Origin of the sequence: Virgibacillus ndiopensis (genome assembly GCF_900187325.1) — a bacterium.
Lineage (GTDB): Bacteria > Bacillota > Bacilli > Bacillales > Amphibacillaceae > Virgibacillus_E > Virgibacillus_E ndiopensis.
This window is the reverse complement of record NZ_FZMZ01000004.1, coordinates 709,354-725,603: the sequence shown is the minus strand read 5'-3', so window position 1 is coordinate 725,603 and position 16,250 is coordinate 709,354. Positions and strand designations below refer to the sequence as shown.

General features: G+C 35.9%; 17 protein-coding genes. 8 read left to right on the top strand and 9 right to left on the bottom strand.

Going from position 1 to position 16,250, the window contains the following annotated elements:
- Positions 1 to 253: 253 nt before the first annotated feature.
- Entirely contained in the window at positions 254 to 1,714 is a 1,461-nt protein-coding gene (locus tag CS937_RS06035; protein ID WP_099157546.1) for a SulP family inorganic anion transporter, read from the top strand.
- A gap of 23 nt (positions 1,715 to 1,737) precedes the next feature.
- On the top strand, positions 1,738 to 2,154 hold the full coding sequence (locus tag CS937_RS06030; RefSeq protein WP_099157545.1) for a universal stress protein: 417 nt from the start codon (positions 1,738 to 1,740) through the stop codon (positions 2,152 to 2,154).
- Between the two features lie 39 nt (positions 2,155 to 2,193).
- Here the strand turns inward: CS937_RS06030 and CS937_RS06025 are convergent, their stop codons facing one another.
- On the bottom strand, positions 2,194 to 3,207 hold the full coding sequence (locus CS937_RS06025) for a potassium channel family protein (protein ID WP_099157544.1): 1,014 nt from the start codon (positions 3,205 to 3,207) through the stop codon (positions 2,194 to 2,196).
- Positions 3,208 to 3,524: 317 nt separating this feature from the next.
- Here CS937_RS06025 and CS937_RS06020 point away from each other — a divergent pair, with 317 nt between their 5' ends.
- The gene (locus tag CS937_RS06020; RefSeq protein ID WP_099157543.1) at positions 3,525 to 4,448 is read left to right on the top strand and encodes a manganese-dependent inorganic pyrophosphatase; all 924 of its coding nucleotides are present in this window, start codon (positions 3,525 to 3,527) and stop codon (positions 4,446 to 4,448) included.
- A 97-nt stretch (positions 4,449 to 4,545) separates the two neighbouring features.
- Positions 4,546 to 5,322, top strand: a complete 777-nt coding sequence (locus CS937_RS06015; protein ID WP_099157542.1) for a DUF4181 domain-containing protein — start codon at positions 4,546 to 4,548, stop codon at positions 5,320 to 5,322.
- Positions 5,323 to 5,359: 37 nt separating this feature from the next.
- Here CS937_RS06015 and CS937_RS06010 read toward each other — a convergent pair whose 3' ends face one another.
- Both CS937_RS06010 and CS937_RS06005 read right to left on the bottom strand, forming a co-directional pair.
- Positions 5,360 to 6,475: an NAD(P)/FAD-dependent oxidoreductase gene (locus tag CS937_RS06010; RefSeq protein ID WP_099157541.1), complete on the bottom strand. Its 1,116-nt coding sequence runs from the start codon at positions 6,473 to 6,475 to the stop codon at positions 5,360 to 5,362.
- Positions 6,476 to 6,493: 18 nt separating this feature from the next.
- A complete protein-coding gene (locus CS937_RS06005) occupies positions 6,494 to 6,943 on the bottom strand; it encodes a DinB family protein (protein WP_099157540.1) in 450 nt (149 codons plus the stop codon).
- Between the two features lie 132 nt (positions 6,944 to 7,075).
- Between CS937_RS06005 and CS937_RS06000 the strand changes: the two genes are divergently transcribed.
- Positions 7,076 to 7,609, top strand: a complete 534-nt coding sequence (locus CS937_RS06000; protein ID WP_099157539.1) for a hypothetical protein — start codon at positions 7,076 to 7,078, stop codon at positions 7,607 to 7,609.
- 54 nt (positions 7,610 to 7,663) lie between these two features.
- Complete coding sequence (locus CS937_RS05995) at positions 7,664 to 8,197, top strand: RDD family protein (protein WP_099157538.1); 534 nt, start codon at positions 7,664 to 7,666, stop codon at positions 8,195 to 8,197.
- A 48-nt stretch (positions 8,198 to 8,245) separates the two neighbouring features.
- On the opposite strand, the gene CS937_RS05990 is transcribed toward CS937_RS05995, so the two are convergent.
- The 4 genes from CS937_RS05990 to CS937_RS05975 form a co-directional block, all read right to left on the bottom strand.
- Positions 8,246 to 9,181: an aldo/keto reductase gene (locus CS937_RS05990; RefSeq protein WP_099157805.1), complete on the bottom strand. Its 936-nt coding sequence runs from the start codon at positions 9,179 to 9,181 to the stop codon at positions 8,246 to 8,248.
- Positions 9,182 to 9,448: 267 nt separating this feature from the next.
- Positions 9,449 to 9,649: a cold-shock protein CspD gene (cspD, locus tag CS937_RS05985; RefSeq protein ID WP_099157537.1), complete on the bottom strand. Its 201-nt coding sequence runs from the start codon at positions 9,647 to 9,649 to the stop codon at positions 9,449 to 9,451.
- Between the two features lie 162 nt (positions 9,650 to 9,811).
- Positions 9,812 to 11,920: a heavy metal translocating P-type ATPase gene (locus tag CS937_RS05980; protein ID WP_099157536.1), complete on the bottom strand. Its 2,109-nt coding sequence runs from the start codon at positions 11,918 to 11,920 to the stop codon at positions 9,812 to 9,814.
- Position 11,921: 1 nt separating this feature from the next.
- Entirely contained in the window at positions 11,922 to 12,293 is a 372-nt protein-coding gene (locus CS937_RS05975) for an ArsR/SmtB family transcription factor (protein ID WP_099157535.1), read from the bottom strand.
- Between the two features lie 481 nt (positions 12,294 to 12,774).
- Between CS937_RS05975 and CS937_RS05970 the strand changes: the two genes are divergently transcribed.
- Positions 12,775 to 13,695: an MFS transporter gene (locus CS937_RS05970; RefSeq protein WP_425445455.1), complete on the top strand. Its 921-nt coding sequence runs from the start codon at positions 12,775 to 12,777 to the stop codon at positions 13,693 to 13,695.
- Positions 13,696 to 13,920 carry an alcohol dehydrogenase gene (locus tag CS937_RS05965; protein ID WP_245835704.1) on the top strand — a complete coding sequence of 75 codons (225 nt, stop codon included), beginning with the start codon at positions 13,696 to 13,698 and terminating at the stop codon, positions 13,918 to 13,920.
- Positions 13,921 to 14,107: 187 nt separating this feature from the next.
- On the opposite strand, the gene menC is transcribed toward CS937_RS05965, so the two are convergent.
- Positions 14,108 to 15,223 (bottom strand): o-succinylbenzoate synthase, encoded by a 1,116-nt coding sequence (menC, locus tag CS937_RS05960; protein ID WP_176555762.1) that lies wholly within the window; start codon positions 15,221 to 15,223, stop codon positions 14,108 to 14,110.
- 14 nt (positions 15,224 to 15,237) lie between these two features.
- On the bottom strand, positions 15,238 to 16,029 hold the full coding sequence (locus tag CS937_RS05955) for a GNAT family N-acetyltransferase (protein WP_099157534.1): 792 nt from the start codon (positions 16,027 to 16,029) through the stop codon (positions 15,238 to 15,240).
- Positions 16,030 to 16,250 lie beyond the last annotated feature (221 nt).

Genomic DNA, 16,250 nt, shown 5'->3' with positions numbered 1-16,250 from the left:
AAATGTTATAATAGCTCGAAATAGTTCTACTATTTCGGGCCATTTCTGTCCCATAAATTAGCAAATAAAACATTGTTGTTTTTGAATTACGTAGATATTTAAAGGAATATACCGTAAATAAACGTATTTAGGGATTGATTACGTTTTCATCAAGCTTTGTGATTTTAAGTACATATGGTATGATTCATAGGTTGAATTCGGACAAAGCTAAATGGAAGCTTTGAATAAATAAACGATAGAAAGAGGTAGGAAATTGAAAATAGAAACATTAAAAAGAGAATGGGTTGGTAACATCAGAGGTGATGTTCTAGCAGGAATGGTTGTTGCACTTGCGCTTATTCCCGAAGCAATTGCATTTTCAATCATTGCCGGTGTGGATCCAATGGTTGGATTATATGCATCATTTTGTATTGCAATTGTCATATCCATTGTAGGAGGACGCCCAGGAATGATTTCTGCAGCGACCGGTGCAATGGCTTTGCTAATGGTAACACTTATTGCGGAGCATGGATTACAGTATCTATTAGCTGCAACGATTTTAACTGGAGTTATACAGATTCTGTTTGGAGTGTTTAAGCTTTCACGTGTTATGAAATTCGTACCACGTTCGGTGATGGTAGGATTTGTGAATGCATTAGCAATATTGATATTCCAAGCACAACTTACGCACTTTGTTGGGGAAACATGGATTATGTATGCACTTGTAGCGTTGACGCTTGCAATTATTTATATTTTTCCTCGCGTTACAAAAGCAGTTCCTTCGACATTAGTTGCGATCATTATTATTACGTCTATAACAATCTTTGGAAATATTGATAGTAAAACAGTAGGTGATTTAGGAAACCTAACGCAGCAATTGCCAGTTTTTCTAATTCCTTCAATTCCATTTAATTTAGAAACATTAATGATTATTCTTCCTTATTCATTATCTTTAGCAATCGTAGGTTTAACTGAAACACTGTTGACAGCTAATATTGTTGATGATATGACAGATACAGAGAGTAATAAGAACAGAGAAAGTCGTGGTCAAGGTATTGCCAATATTGTTGCAGGCTTCTTTGGTGGAATGGCTGGGTGTGCAATGATTGGTCAATCAGGAATTAATGTAAAATCAGGTGGTCGAGGCAGATTATCAACATTTATTGCTGGTGTATTCTTAATGATTTTAATAATTGTGTTAGGTGATCTACTCGTACAAATTCCTATGGCTGCATTAGTTGGTGTTATGTTTATGGTATCGATTGGAACGTTCGACTGGTCGTCACTTACAAATCTTCATAAATTACCAAAAACCGATGCAGTCGTGATGTTAACGACTGTTGCGATAGTACTTGTTACCCATGATTTATCAAAAGGTGTTCTTGCTGGTGTACTGTTAAGTGCAATATTCTTTGCAGCGAAAATTTCTAAAGTGAAGGTAACAGATGAATTAGTCCACGAAAGTACAAAACGTATCTATTATGTACATGGTCAATTATTTTTTGCTTCAGTAAACGATTTTGTGAAAAAATTTGCTTATGTTGATTCAGTTAGAGAAGTGGAAATCGATTTATCGAATGCCCATTTATGGGATGATTCGGCTATTGGTGCGTTAGATAAAATTGAAATGAAATTTGAGCAAAATAATATACAGATTATTTACTCAGGATTAAATAAAGATAGTGCACGATTAAAAAATAAAATCGGTGGCTTATCAAAAGCTTCTGGCCACTAAGATAGACTGATGGGGTGGAGCGTTTGTTTGAAAAAATAGTACTTGCATCGGATGGGTCAGAGCATTCACTACGATCAACAACACACGCCATAGAACTTGCAGAGAAATTTAATGGTACAATAGATGTTGTTTATGTTGTTGATGGACAAACAGCAAAGTCTGACGTATTACACAATAATGGGAAGTTAGAAATAGCTAAAAAAAGACATGAGAAAATGAAACCTGTTGTCGATTTACTTGAGAGATCTGATGTAGAATATAGCATTCATATTTTACACGGAGAAGCCGGCCCAACAATAGTTGAATTTACAAATGAAAATGGCTTTGACTGTGTTGTTATTGGTAGTCGTGGATTAAACGACCTGCAAACCTTTATATTAGGAAGTGTTAGCCATAAGGTGGCGAAGCGTGTTAATTGTCCGGTATTGATAGTTAAATAGAAAAAACTCGCATATTTTGGATGCGAGTTTTTTTCTATATTAACGCAGTTTTTGATATGTATCATTATTACAAATCACAAATAGTTCTGCATCATCTGGTATGTTTTCATCTAGTCGCCTGTTAATATCTAAATGCTCACGATCTGCAATGAGTGTTGCCCCTTGCTCTAATAATTCCTTAAATGCATCTTTATAGGTTATCCAATTTTTCTTTTTGTAAAGTCTATAAATGTCTTCACCATGTTGTCGACTGATTAATTGAGAGTATACCTTACTAATTCCTTTATACATCGCTGAGCGTACTGCTAAACTGGAAATAGTTTCTTGAGATAGTATAAATTCGTCTACTTTAACATGTGCGAAATTCGAAGTATGTTTTTCCGTTAGTATTTCGACTGTTGTATGGACAGATGGTGCCAAGCGTTCCACTACTATCGCAACATTTAATGTCTTTGCATCACGTAAGGAGGGGTCTTGAATTTTGTCATCTGCAAAAATAATAACTGACTTGGCTTTTGAGATATTAGCTTTTTCATATGTTTCCTCTTCTGCAGAGTCCCCTTGAATATAGTGAACCCTATTAAGAGCAAAATCGAAAGGTGATTTTGGTAATGTATCTATGATTACAATTTCAACAGATGAATTTGAGTTTAAAATTTCATTTACAGCGGATTCTGCTTTCTTTCCCCAACCAATAATAATGATATGACTTTCTTTTGTATACGGCATTTTTCCTTCCTCCTTCTTCCGTCTATAGATAGTTAATGAATCGATTATTTTTCCAATAACTGCACCTAACAAGCCAATCCCTACTAAATACATGAACACTGTAAACAGTTTTCCAGCTAATGTTATGGGAGAGTAATCACCATAACCAACAGTAGTAAAGGTTGTCATGACAAAATAGAAAGAATTTAGCAGACTTTTGAAATTATCGGGTTCTAGGAAATAAATAGTGAAGGTGCACAGTACTACAAAGAATACAGTACACAGAAACAATGTCAGGTTTTTCATTTTTATTAAATTTAGTCCTAACTTGATAAAAAAATGCAATTGGCATGCCCCCTGTTCCTATCAGATTGAGAATATTTAATCGCCATTTGACGTTAATTTAACATGATTGCTCCACTGTACTTAAAATGAGAACGAAATATCTTTACTAATTTTAACATAATACTTTTAAGAAATGTCAGTCTTAAAGTGGAAATACGGCAGGTACACGATAACCGATAGGGTGAAAAAATACCCTTATAAATCCTTACATGAGATTATAATTAAGTAAACAAGTACAAGTGCTTTTCTCTTTTGCAATCGTCTATTATAATTGGTATAAAGAATAAGGATATTAATTTAGTGATAGGAGAGTTATTATGGGAAAAACATTTATATTTGGACACAAAAATCCAGACACAGATACAATAACAGCAGCACTTGCATATGCCCATTTAAAAAGTGAATTAGGCTTTGATGTAGAACCTGTTCGTTTAGGTGTAGTAAATAAAGAAACACAATTTGCTTTGGATTATTTCAAAGTAGAGGAACCACGTCTAATTGAATCGATACCTGAAGATAGTGATGTCATCTTAGTCGATCACAATGAATTCCAACAAAGTGTGGAAAACATTAAAGATGCACGAATTGTTGAGGTCATCGACCACCATCGTGTGGCAAACTTTGAAACAAAAGAACCATTGTATTTCCGCGTTGAACCTGTTGGCTGCACGGCAACAATTTTAAAGAAAATGTATAAAGAAAATAATATTACTATCACGAAGGAAATTGCAGGACTACTCGTATCAGCGATTATCTCTGATTCATTATTATTGAAGTCACCAACATGTACGCAAGAAGATGTTGATGCAGCATATGAATTAGCTGAAATTGCTGGTGTTGATCTTGAAAAATATGGTTTGGATATGCTTCAAGCTGGAGCTGATTTAAGTGACAAATCGATGGGAGAATTAATTTCCATGGATGCGAAGGAATTTGACATGGCGGGTTCAAAAGTTGAAATTGCACAAGTAAACGCTGTTGATACAAATGCAATTCTTGTCCATCAAGAGGATTTGGAAACAGAAATCACAAAAACAATTGAAAGTAAAAATCTGGATTTATTTTTGTTCGTTGTTACAGATATTATAAACAATGATTCTGAAGCATTGGCACTTGGGCAATCTAAGAAAAATGTTGAAAAAGCATTTAATGTAACGTTGAGCAATAATCGTGCACTTTTAAAAGGTGTCGTATCACGTAAGAAACAAATTGTTACGAATTTGACAGAAGCATTTAAGTAATAATAACCTAAAAAGCATAAACATAAGAATCAGTAGACCAAATCGTAAATAGGTTTGGTCTTTTTGTCAAGTAACATGTAACAAAAGGAGGCTTTGAATGGAGGCAGCAATATCACTTTTGGCGTTTTTCATAATCTTTTTGAATGTTAAATTAAGCAAGTGGCTGTTTAAGGAAAAGAGAAATAAGATTTCAGAAACAGATGGTGAAAAGATATATTTCTGGGGAATTTTGTTGCTTGCGGGCTTTGGGATTTTCTATTTTATCGCTACTATAGATACTATAGACAGCGATGCCGCGAAGTGGTTTTTACTATGCTACATAATAGTCGTATATAGTTTTAAAACATTTATGGAATGGAAGTATCTAAATGAATCAAAGCAATATGTTATTCCTCTTATTTTAATGACAGTTGGTGTAATTTATATTTTTGGGATTTTTTTAATAAATGAACAAATAAAATATACAACGTTTCAAAAAATTGTTGCTGATCAACTAAATGAAGATAGTACGGTGAGAAGTATTACAATTTATATCAATGATCTCTCAGGTACTTTTCCAGATAGAGAAGCAAGTACAACGATAAAAGATAAAGAAATCATTAATCATATTTTAGCGGATTTATCGAATTTGGAGTTAAGAAAAGAAGATAGTTTCCAAGAATACTGGGAGTATTCGTTAAGAATTGTTACTACTAATCAAGTTGAAGAAGATCACTATTCTACAGAAAGCTTTTCTGTCCACGTGGATAGAGATTATATCAGCATATCTGAAGGGGATGCTGACCTTTATAAAATAGTCACTCAGTCTGACTTTTTAAAAACGATTGAATCACTCGTTGAAAGTGACGAAGTTGATTGGGATTACAAGAAATAATATAAAAACCGCTGGATAACTCAAGCGGTTTTTAATGTTATTCTATAGCTCCAGCCACGTCAAATTCTTCAATGTTTATTTCTATTTCCGTACCAAGTGCAAGTTTAGCTAGTTCAGATCCAATATACGGTCCCATTGTTAACCCTGAAGCACCGAGCCCATTTGCGAGTAAAAGACCTTGAATACCTGGAAGCGGTCCAATCACCGGTAGAAAACCTGGAGTAAAGGGTCTGAAACCAACTCTAGTCTCAAGTACTGTGCTTTCAGCTAACCCGGGTGCAACCTCTAACGCTTTAGATAATATTTCGTGAATACCACCTGCAGTAATACGATGATCAAATCCAGTATTATCATCATGTGTTGCACCGATAACAATACGATTATCATCAAATGCTAATAGGTTTAAATTGTTTGGCGGCATGACTACTGGCCACTTATTTATTGTTTTCACAGTTAAATGTAAATGCATGATCTGTCCTTTTTGTGGCCACACATTAAATTGTTTATCCAATGGCTTTAACAAATCATTCATCCATGCGCCAGTTGCAGCAATTACAGTGTCCGCTTCAATTACTTTTCCGGAAACAGAGACTCCAGTAACCTGTTTACTACTATGTAATAGGCTGGCATCTCCATTTATAACGGTAGCCCCGTGTTTTTGTGCGGCATTTAGCAAAGCCAAACGAAGCGCATGGCCATCAACGCGAGCAGCTCCACTAACATGAACGGATCCATAGCCTTCTGCTAGAAGTGGGAATAATGCTTTCGTTTCTATGGGATCGAGCATCGAAATCTCACCAATCTCCGGAGCATCTTCCCTGCGTTTAATTGCGCGTTCCTGCATTGCAATTAATTTCTTCTCATCCGTATGAAGACTAATTGCACCGACACGTGCATATCCTGTATTGGATTCGCCAATTTCATCAAGTTCTTTAATAATTTCAGGATAAATACGTGCGCCGCCCTTAGCTAGCTTATACCAAGATTTATTTCTGCGCTGGGACAACCACGGGCAAATCATACCCGCCGCTGCAGCAGTTGCTTGTCCTGTTTCATTTCGATCAATAACCACTACCTCAGCACCTGATTTTGCAAGTTGATAGGCGGTAGTTGCACCCAAAATTCCCGCCCCGATAACAATAAACTTTTGCATAAAAAACGTCCTTTTATATTATTCTGCTTCGATAATACGCTGCATTGCTTTAATTTGTCCGAGGTGTTCTGCTTCATGGTGCATCGTCAAATCATATAAATCCTTATACGTTTTAAAATTGCCAAAAGGTAAAGTAAACGGAATTTCTTTTGCTAAAAATTCTTCGGATAGATTGTTAATTCGTGTTAACTGTTTTTCCAGTTGTTCTACTAGTTCAGATAAGCTTGGTACTTCTTTACTCCAATCAGCAGGTTTCGTTCTAGTAGCGAATAGTTCATTATAGTATTCTGGGATATTTGCCGATTGTTTCGGGTATCCGAATAGAAATCCTTCCGCACTGACGAGAACATGCCCAATATGCCAATGGATGGTATTGTTAAATCCATGTGGCCTGACATCGAGTATCTTTTCATCAAGTTCTTTTGCAAATTTTATAAAAGCGTTTCTTGTAAAATCTATTTGTGTCATTTTGTTCCCTCCTATATTAATAACTATAAAAATAATTAAGCATTTTGTAAAACAACGTGATTTGTTTTGGCAGAAGGGAAGTTGATAAACCCTGTCGAATATATATAATTGGGGGAGAGAGGAGATAAAAAAATGCAAGAAAATGTTGTTGCGAAGATATTATTTATAATAGGTATAGCTGAGATGGTTGTAGGATTATTAATTGGTATAATCTTGGCGAATGCCGGTTATTATAATGGTTTTGTATGGTCGACCTTTCTGGCTTGGACAATAGGTGGATCTGTAACTGGTATGCTTTTTATTGGCTTCTCTGAGGTAATAAAATTATTACACATGATCAATAGAAAAATAAATGCCCGGGAAGCTACTGTTGGTAATAATACGGCCAACTATTTAGATATTTTTGATGGAGCTAAAAGGACAACTAAGCCTGTTAATTGGAAATTAGGGGAACAGGATAAAGAAAAAATTTATGATCTCTATAAACAAGAAAAAATTATAGAAATTGTTCCATCGATACTTGAAGGGTACTGTTTGGTAAAACTTGAAAATGAACAAGGGCAATTTGTACGTGTTGTGGATGTAGGTGGATTTGGTGCTGAAGAAGTGCATGATAATGAGGAAAAGCGAAAAGTCATATCGTGGTACAATCGTAAGGACGATTAGAAAGATAGACTAATAATCAATGGGTTTCTTAGCCTATTAGTGAGGTGATCCTTGATGAGTGCTACATTTATGATACGTTTTAAAGCCTTTTTGATTGATTATTTACTTATCCTTACTTATTTAGCTATGATCTTTGCCATTGGTGCATTTCTATTTCCTTCTATACAAGAATTGTTTAATGGATCACTTATTAAAGCACAGCTTGTAGGGTTTTTAATGGTGACATTCCCAATTTCAATCTATTTTGTTATTAGTGATTCCGTTATTGGTGGGCAATCATTTGGGAAAAAGAAAATGGGAATCAGAGTGGTTAATGAGAATGGAACAGGACTTACTGTTCGGCACGCAATTTTTCGAACAATTTTTAAATTCTTACCATGGGAATTGTCGCATTATCTCGTTTATCGACTGGTTGATATTGGAGAAGGGGAGGTACCAATCTATTACTTTATTATTGGTGGTTTGATTTATGTATCTATTTTTACTTACATGTTAACCGCTATTTTTACAAAAAAGAAGCAATCCCTTTATGATATTGTGGCAGGGACACAAGTTGTTAAAGTAAAATCTAAATGGAATATCGTATAGCATAGTATTAAGAGCTTGGAAGAATTCCAAGCTCTTTACTAAACGTTCTTAATCAAGAATGCTTTCAATCGTTTTTAAATCATCAAGTGACAATGTTATATCAATAGTTTTAGCATTACTTTGTGCTTGTTCCGGACGTCTGCCTCCAGGAATAACTGCATCAACTCCATTTTGAGCTAGTAGCCAAGCCAAGGCCAATTGCGGCAGATTGATTCCCTTTGTGGCTGCAAAATCTTTTAATTTAGTGGCAATTTCAAACTTCTTACGTGCATCATCACCCTTAAACCGTTTTTGACGAGGATCTCCATCATCAAATGTAGAAAGAATGGAATATTTACCGCTTAAAATTCCTGAAGCTAGAGGAAAATAGGGAATAAAAGATATATTGTTTTCAACACAGTAGGGCAATATTTCCTGTTCAGCGGTACGATCTAACATGTTATAACCAAATTGAAAAGTAGAAATTTCAGCAACCTTGTTGGCTTCTTTTAATTGTTCAATGGACAAATTTGACACGCCGATTGCTTTGATTTTACCTTCCTCTTTTATCTGGCTTAATTCTCCAACTGATTCAGAGATAGGTGTTTTATCATCAGGAAAATGTAAGTAATATAAATCAATGTAATCTTGATTTAACCGTTTTAAACTAGCTTCTAACGCGGAACGTAAATAGGCTGGTTTATTATTTATTCTCGTAGTTCCATCTGGAAGTTTTTCAATAGCACCTTTCGTGGCAAGCACAATATCCTCGCGCTTTTGTTCAATTTCTTGAAGTACTTCTCCAAGAAGCTTTTCAGAACGGCCATCGGTATACATATCTGCTGTGTCAATGAAGTTAATTCCATTCCAGATTGCTTCTTTAACAAAGTTTTTTCCTTGAGATGGATCAGTGTGGTCGTAGTAAATAGCACCACCGACCTTATTCGTACCAATCCCGATTCTGGAAATTTTTAAATCTGTCTTTTTTAGTGTTGTATATTCGATAGTAACACCCCTCATTGAATAATCTAAATTATCATGCACTTTTTAGTATAGTACAGATTTTGGTAAAAAGCGCTTGATTTGCTTTACGAGTAGAGGGACAAATTTCAGCTCGGGGAACAGGAATATTGCGATGAGTGAAGAAACGATAACATGAGAGTTGGTACATAGCCACCTCCTGAGCAAATCATCCGTCCATTGCTGTATACTTTAAACCCAAAACAAAAAAACTCTTTCCACAGAATGGAAAGAGTTTTTTATAAAAGTTACTTACGCTTTAACAACGTTAGTAGCTTGTGGTCCGCGATTACCTTCTTCGATTTCGAAAGTTACTGCTTGACCTTCTTCTAAAGTTTTGAAGCCTTCACCTTGAATTGCTGAGAAGTGAACAAATACATCGTCTCCACCTTCAACTTCGATGAAACCGAAACCTTTGTCTGCGTTAAACCATTTTACTGTACCGTTATTCATACTTTTTTCCTCCAAGTGCTTTGTTGCACATTATTACTATTCTTGCTCTTTCATAATTCAAGGTGATATAGCCTTAATCATTTTCCGAACAACAATAATTATTTATATTATATCACGTTAAAAGAAAAAAATACAAGTTTATTTCAAGAAACTGCAATCTTTTTATAAAAATCTTGAACGCATCAGTCTTAATGAGTTTAATACAACGATTAAAGTTGCACCCATATCAGCAATAATGGCAATCCATAACGTTAACAATCCTGGTATTGTTAAAAGTAATGCTGCAAGTTTTAATCCAAATGCCAGACCGATATTTTGCTTGATGACCTTTAATGCTTTACGACTTAAGTCAATTGTATAGGGTAATTTTTCTAAATCGTCTCCCATTAAGGCAATGTCAGCTGTTTCTAGTGCAGCATCCGTTCCAGCACTACCCATTGCGACACCCACAGTTGCAGTTGCTAGGGCGGGGGCGTCGTTAACACCGTCACCAATCATGGCTACATTTCCATAACTTTGTTGTATAGCACGTATTGCGTCTAATTTGTCCTCAGGCATTAAGTTAGTTTTGATATCGGAAATTCCAATTGATTTTCCAATTGCCTCTCCTGTTAATTGATTGTCGCCTGTAAGCATGACAGATTGCTTAATTCCGATCCGATGAAGTTGCTCAATTATAGTGTGAGTACCTTTGCGAACTGTATCGGCAATTCCGAACAGTCCTAAAATTTCTTCATCATTAGCTAGTAGCACCACAGTATTTCCACCCGCTTGGAGTTGTGCGATTTTTTTTACAAGATCATCTGAAAATGTTGGATGATCTTCAAAAAGAGAAGGACTACCAATCTTATAATTTATTTTACCAATTGAGGCGGTAGCTCCTTTTCCAGTTATGGAATTAAAATTATCTGCAGTTATCTTTTCACCTGATTTTTTCTTGAAAGCGTTCGTAATTGCTGTCGCCAATGGATGTTGTGAAAATTCCTCAATGGCAGCAGCGTATGTTAGTATTTTTTCTTCCGTGTGTTCGGAAAATGGCATTACGGTCGTCACTTCAGGAGTACCTTTTGTTAATGTTCCAGTTTTATCAAAAGCAACAACCTGCAAACGACCTGTTTGCTCTAAGTGAATACCACCTTTGATTAACACGCCATTTCGTGCTGCATTTCCAATCGCTGTTACAATAGCGACTGGAGTCGAAATTACAAGGGCACATGGACAACCGACTACGAGTACTGCGAGACCTTGATATATCCAGGTAGACCATGTAGCTCCGAAAAGAAGTGGAGGCACAATTGCAACTAGTAACGAAACGAGCATGATAGCGGGTGTATAATACTTGGCAAATCTGTCGACAAGTTTTTGTGACGGTGCTTTTTCTGCCTGTGCTTCTTCAACTAAGTGAATGATCTTTGCAATGGTCGTATCCTCAGCCCGTTTTGTTACAAGTACTTCCAATGAGCCTTCCTCATTTAGTGTACCGGCGTATACCTCATCACCCTTTGTTTTAAAAACAGGAATCGATTCTCCTGTAATGGATGATTGATTAATTGAGGACCCGCCATTTATAACTTGACCGTCCATCGCAATTTTATTCCCCGGTTTTACAAGCATAATATCACCAATATTGATATCTTTTACCAAAACATTTACGTACTCGTTATTTCTTTTAATAAGTGCTTCCTTTGGGGTGATGTTAATTAACGATGTAATGGAACGTCGTGCTTTATCCATTGAATAACTTTCTAATACCTCACTAAGGGCAAATAAGAAAACAACAACGGCACCTTCTGCCCATTCACCGATAAGGACAGCACCAATGATAGCAATGGTCATTAAGGTTTTCATGTCAAAATCAAGATGAAGCAGATTTTTAAACCCTTCTTTGAAAAGGACAGCACCCCCAATGATAATGGCAACAGCAAAGCTACCAATCGTAAGCATGTGATCTTCTCCTATTTGAAAAAGAAATGTGTAGCCAACAATAATGAAAAATAGGGATAACAATGTAGGGAAATTTGCGTTTTTCTTCCAAAAAGGTGTGGAATCTTCTGTTGGCTGTTCTGATTCTTGATATACCTTTATGCCATCAAATGCACCAGCTTCCTCCAGCTGTTCAACAGTAACTAGACCTTTAATTTTAAGTTTGGAGGCACCAAAATTTAGTTCAACATCTTCAACAGTAGAGATCTGTTGAATGTTTTTTTCAAATTTAGCGGCACAATTTGTACAAGATAGTCCTTGTAATCGGTACGTATTATCCTCGCTCATGTTAATCCTCCTCTGTATGCACTAGAGCAATGTTTACAAGCTGATGGATATGTTCATCAGCTAATGAATAAAATATGCGTTTTCCATCACGTCTAATGGTTGCTATATTCTTATTTTTTAATGTTCGTAAGTGATGCGAAGCGGTGGCATTGCTTGATCTGATAATATTTGCTACATCACAAACACATAGCTCTTCTTCAAGCGTGAGTGCATAAGCTACCTTTAGTCTTGTCGCATCCGATAGAGCTTTAAATATGGATTCAACACCCTCAATGCGCTTGATTTTGGGCTGTACTTTTTCAACAACTTCCTCGTTATAACAACTTACATCACATGTATCTGATTTGTTTACGTTTTTGATTTGCTTACTCATATATCCACCTCATTCAAATGGTTATTTGAATATTAATTATATGCAGTGTACCGAATAGTTGTGAAGGTGTCAATACATTAGTTTGATAATTCAAAAAAGGATTTAACTGGAATCGTCTCTTTACAAATACATAATAAAAATGATATATTCTTTAAAATATTAAATGCAATGAAGAGAAGAGTAAGTGAAATCATTCTTCATAGAGAGCTCCAGTTGCTGAAAAGGAGTAAGAAGGATTCACTGAACCAAGTCTAAAGAGCAGTACATCGGAACCAGATTTGGGGATGGATGGTGACATATTAATAAACTGGAGTGGTACCACGACATACATGCCTCGTCTCCAAGACTATTGTCTTTGGAGGTGAGGTTTTTTTGGTGTATTTCTAATTATAAGGGGGTACCTATGTGGAGATTAAAAAACTACTAGACTCATGGAAATATCCATCTATTCTCTTATTTGGAATAGGAGTTTCCAATATTGGTGATTGGATTTGTCTTTCTTATTAATATGGCAAGTTCTATGTTTGAACCCACTTCTTTGACGTACATCACAAAACTGATTCCTGTTGAAAAAAGGAAGCAGTTTAATTCACTTCGAAGTCTAATCGATTCCGGAGGATTTCTAATTGGACCAGCTATTGCTGGAATTCTATTTATGATTGGAACACCGGAGATAGCTATTTATGTGAACGCAATTTTATTATTTTTATCAGGACTAATAACGGTGGCCATGCCCAATCTTGAAAAACACAATGATATTGTTATTAGAGATGCTCTATCAGTTGAGACGTTGAAAAAGGATTGGGGAATCGTGTGGAAGTTTAGCTTTCGTAGTTTACATATTATGGTTATTCTTCTGTTGTTTAGCGCGTTGGTTGGCATGATGACTGCTGTTGATTCACTTGAAGCGGCATTTGCCATAGAAGTACTCGGGTTATCTGATAGTGAGTATGGATTTTTGGTAAGTATTGCTGGGGGAGGGATATTAGTCGGTGCTTTATCTAATACGATTTTTGCAAAAAAACTATCCATCTCCGTGTTAATTGGACTTGGGTCTATATTTGTATCTGTAGGGTATGTCGTTTATGCTTTTTCTGATGATTTTATCACTGCGGCAGTAGGCTTTTTTATCCTGTCCTTTTCACTTGCATTTGCAAATACAGGGTTTTATACATTTTATCAAAATAATATTTCCGCTGAAATAATGGGGAGAGTTGGAAGTGTAATAGGTTTGATAGAAGCGGTATTTATTATTATCGTGACTGGTATATTTGGAATCACTGCACAAATCGTATCGATAAAATTTGTTGTTATCATAGGTTCACTTGTTATGCTATTAATTACAACAATTTTGTGTATAAACACGGTGCAAAAAACTAAACAGGGAATGGGAGAGATTTAGATGGAGCAACAATCACTAGTTTTAACGGGGAGGAAGCAATTAGAATGGAAAAGACATGAACTTCTCCCATTACAAAGAGACGAGATACTAATTAAAAGTATAGCTGGAGCAATTAGTATTGGAGCAGGATTACCCCAGTACGATGAAAGTGATCATTCTGAAACTAAACCAGGTTATCCAAAAGAAACAGGGTATGAAAGTTATGGAGAAATAGTTCTATGGTAAAGATGTAAAGTCTCTAAATGTTGGGGACAGGGTGGTAGTGTTTTATGGTTGATACCATGGCCATGCTTTAATGATTTAAGCAGGAAAAGTATTAATCCATTAAAGGTGTTAGTAACGTATTAATATAACTTGAAAGGCGTCTCAATTCCGACGCCTTTCAGTCAAATATGGTTAATGCCCATTATTATCAAAAGTTAAACGTCTTTACATCAACAGCGAACTCATCCAATGCTTCATCATCAATTTCATATCCAATTCCTGGTTTGTCCGGAACCTTAATTATACCATTTTCCACGATTACCTCTGGTTGAATGATATCTTTTTCCCAATAACGGGAGGACCCTGCTGTATCCCCAGGCAGGATAAATTGCGGTAATGTAGTCAATGCAATATTGTGGGCTCGTCCAACTCCCGCTTCTAGCATACCGCCACACCACACAGCAATGCCTTGTTCTTTGCAAAAATCATGGATTCGTTTAGCTTCTGTTAGTCCGCCGACACGACCGATTTTAATGTTGATAATTTTGCAACTTTCCAACTGTACAGCTTTTTTCGAATCATCAAGGGAATGAATACTTTCATCTAAACAAATAGGCGTTTTAAGGGCGGCTTGTAATTTTGCGTGATCAACAATATCGTCGTGTTCCAGCGGTTGTTCAATCATCATTAAATTAAGTTCATCAAACGTTTGAAGATGTTTGATATCGTTTAAAGTATACGCCGAATTAGCGTCTGCCATGATTGGCAGGTCTGGGTAGTGCGAACGCACCTCACGAAGGACATCTATATCCCATCCTGGCTTAATTTTAATCTTAACACGCTTATAACCTTCCTGAACGTAATGATCAATCATATTAAGTAGATCCTCGATAGTTGGCTGGATACCAATACTAATACCTACATCAATTTCTTTTTTTGTTCCACCAAGTGCTTGTGCGAGGGGGATTTTCTTTTGTTTGGCATAAAGATCCCAAATTGCTCCTTCTAGAGCGGACTTAGCCATATTATTTCGTCTAATCGATGAAAAAAGATTGGATACATCATCGGGATGTTTGATTTCATTTTCCTGTAAGATTTTTATTAAAAAATCCTCCATAATATGCAAGTTTGTTTGTACTGTTTCCTCGCTGTACCATGGACTTGAGAAAGCAACAGATTCCCCAAAGCCACGATTTCCATTATCATCAATAGCCTCGGTAATAAAAAATTCCTTATCTTGAAATGTACCGAAGCTTGTAGTAAACGGATCATTTAAACGCATTTTTAATTTGTGCAGTTTTAGTTGTTTGATTGGAATTGTCATTATGTAAACCTCCGTTATTTGGAAAAATAATAATAGCTAATTGGATTGGAGTCATCTCGAATAACGTCCACAGCTTTAAATCCTTTTAAAAATAGTGATTGAAAAACTTTTCTCGTTTTAAAACGCCATTCTTTACCAAGTTGAGGATTCTTTTGTTTTATTGATTGAAAGCGTTCTGGGATGGCAACAAACCAACCATCACTTGTCAAGTCAACATTATCCTTAAATGTATCCGTAATAATTGGGTGTCCGTCCATATTTACTTTAAGCAATATCTTGGCTTTATCAAAATTTAAAGCATGTGATGAACGCCTCTCATTGAATCGCCATTCTATTTGTATCCGGTCGGTTGGCAATCCTTGATTAAGCCCATCGTCCATCGAACCATAATGGTTTTCTTTGTAGTAAGCTCCAACTGCACCGATTTTGTGTAAATTTAAATATGCGTTCAGGCTTTCAAGTGGGTCAAACGTCCAAGTCATCATCGGATATCCCATTTTTTCTGCAATTTCGGCTTGTTTAAATTTCATTTTCATCCCAAGTCCGTCTTTTCGATATTCATATAAAATTCCAAGCATATGTGAACAGAGATAAGGTTCCTTACCATCAAATCCAGCAAAGCTATATATGAATCCGATCATTTTTTCTTCATCAAATGCACCCAATAGAACACCCCCATGATTGAGAGCGGTATAGGTTTGATGAATTGGAGTAGGAGGCATATGCCAAACGGATTCCTCTACTTTTTGTAAGGCGTCTAATTCTTTTAGGGTTGTAAGCTGTCTTATTTCAATAGTGTTTTGCATAAAATAGACTCCTTTATAAATTTATCTATGCGAACTTTTTAGCTGTTTTGATCAATCCTAAATTCATCAACATGTATTATTTAACATTTCCTTTATTGAAAGAAGGGTACCATGCTTTGGGTATCATCGCAATATAAAATGGATAATTACCTATATTGTTAAAAAAAGTTACCGTTGAGCTAATCAATTATTTTGCAATAGCATCAAATGAATTTTAAGAC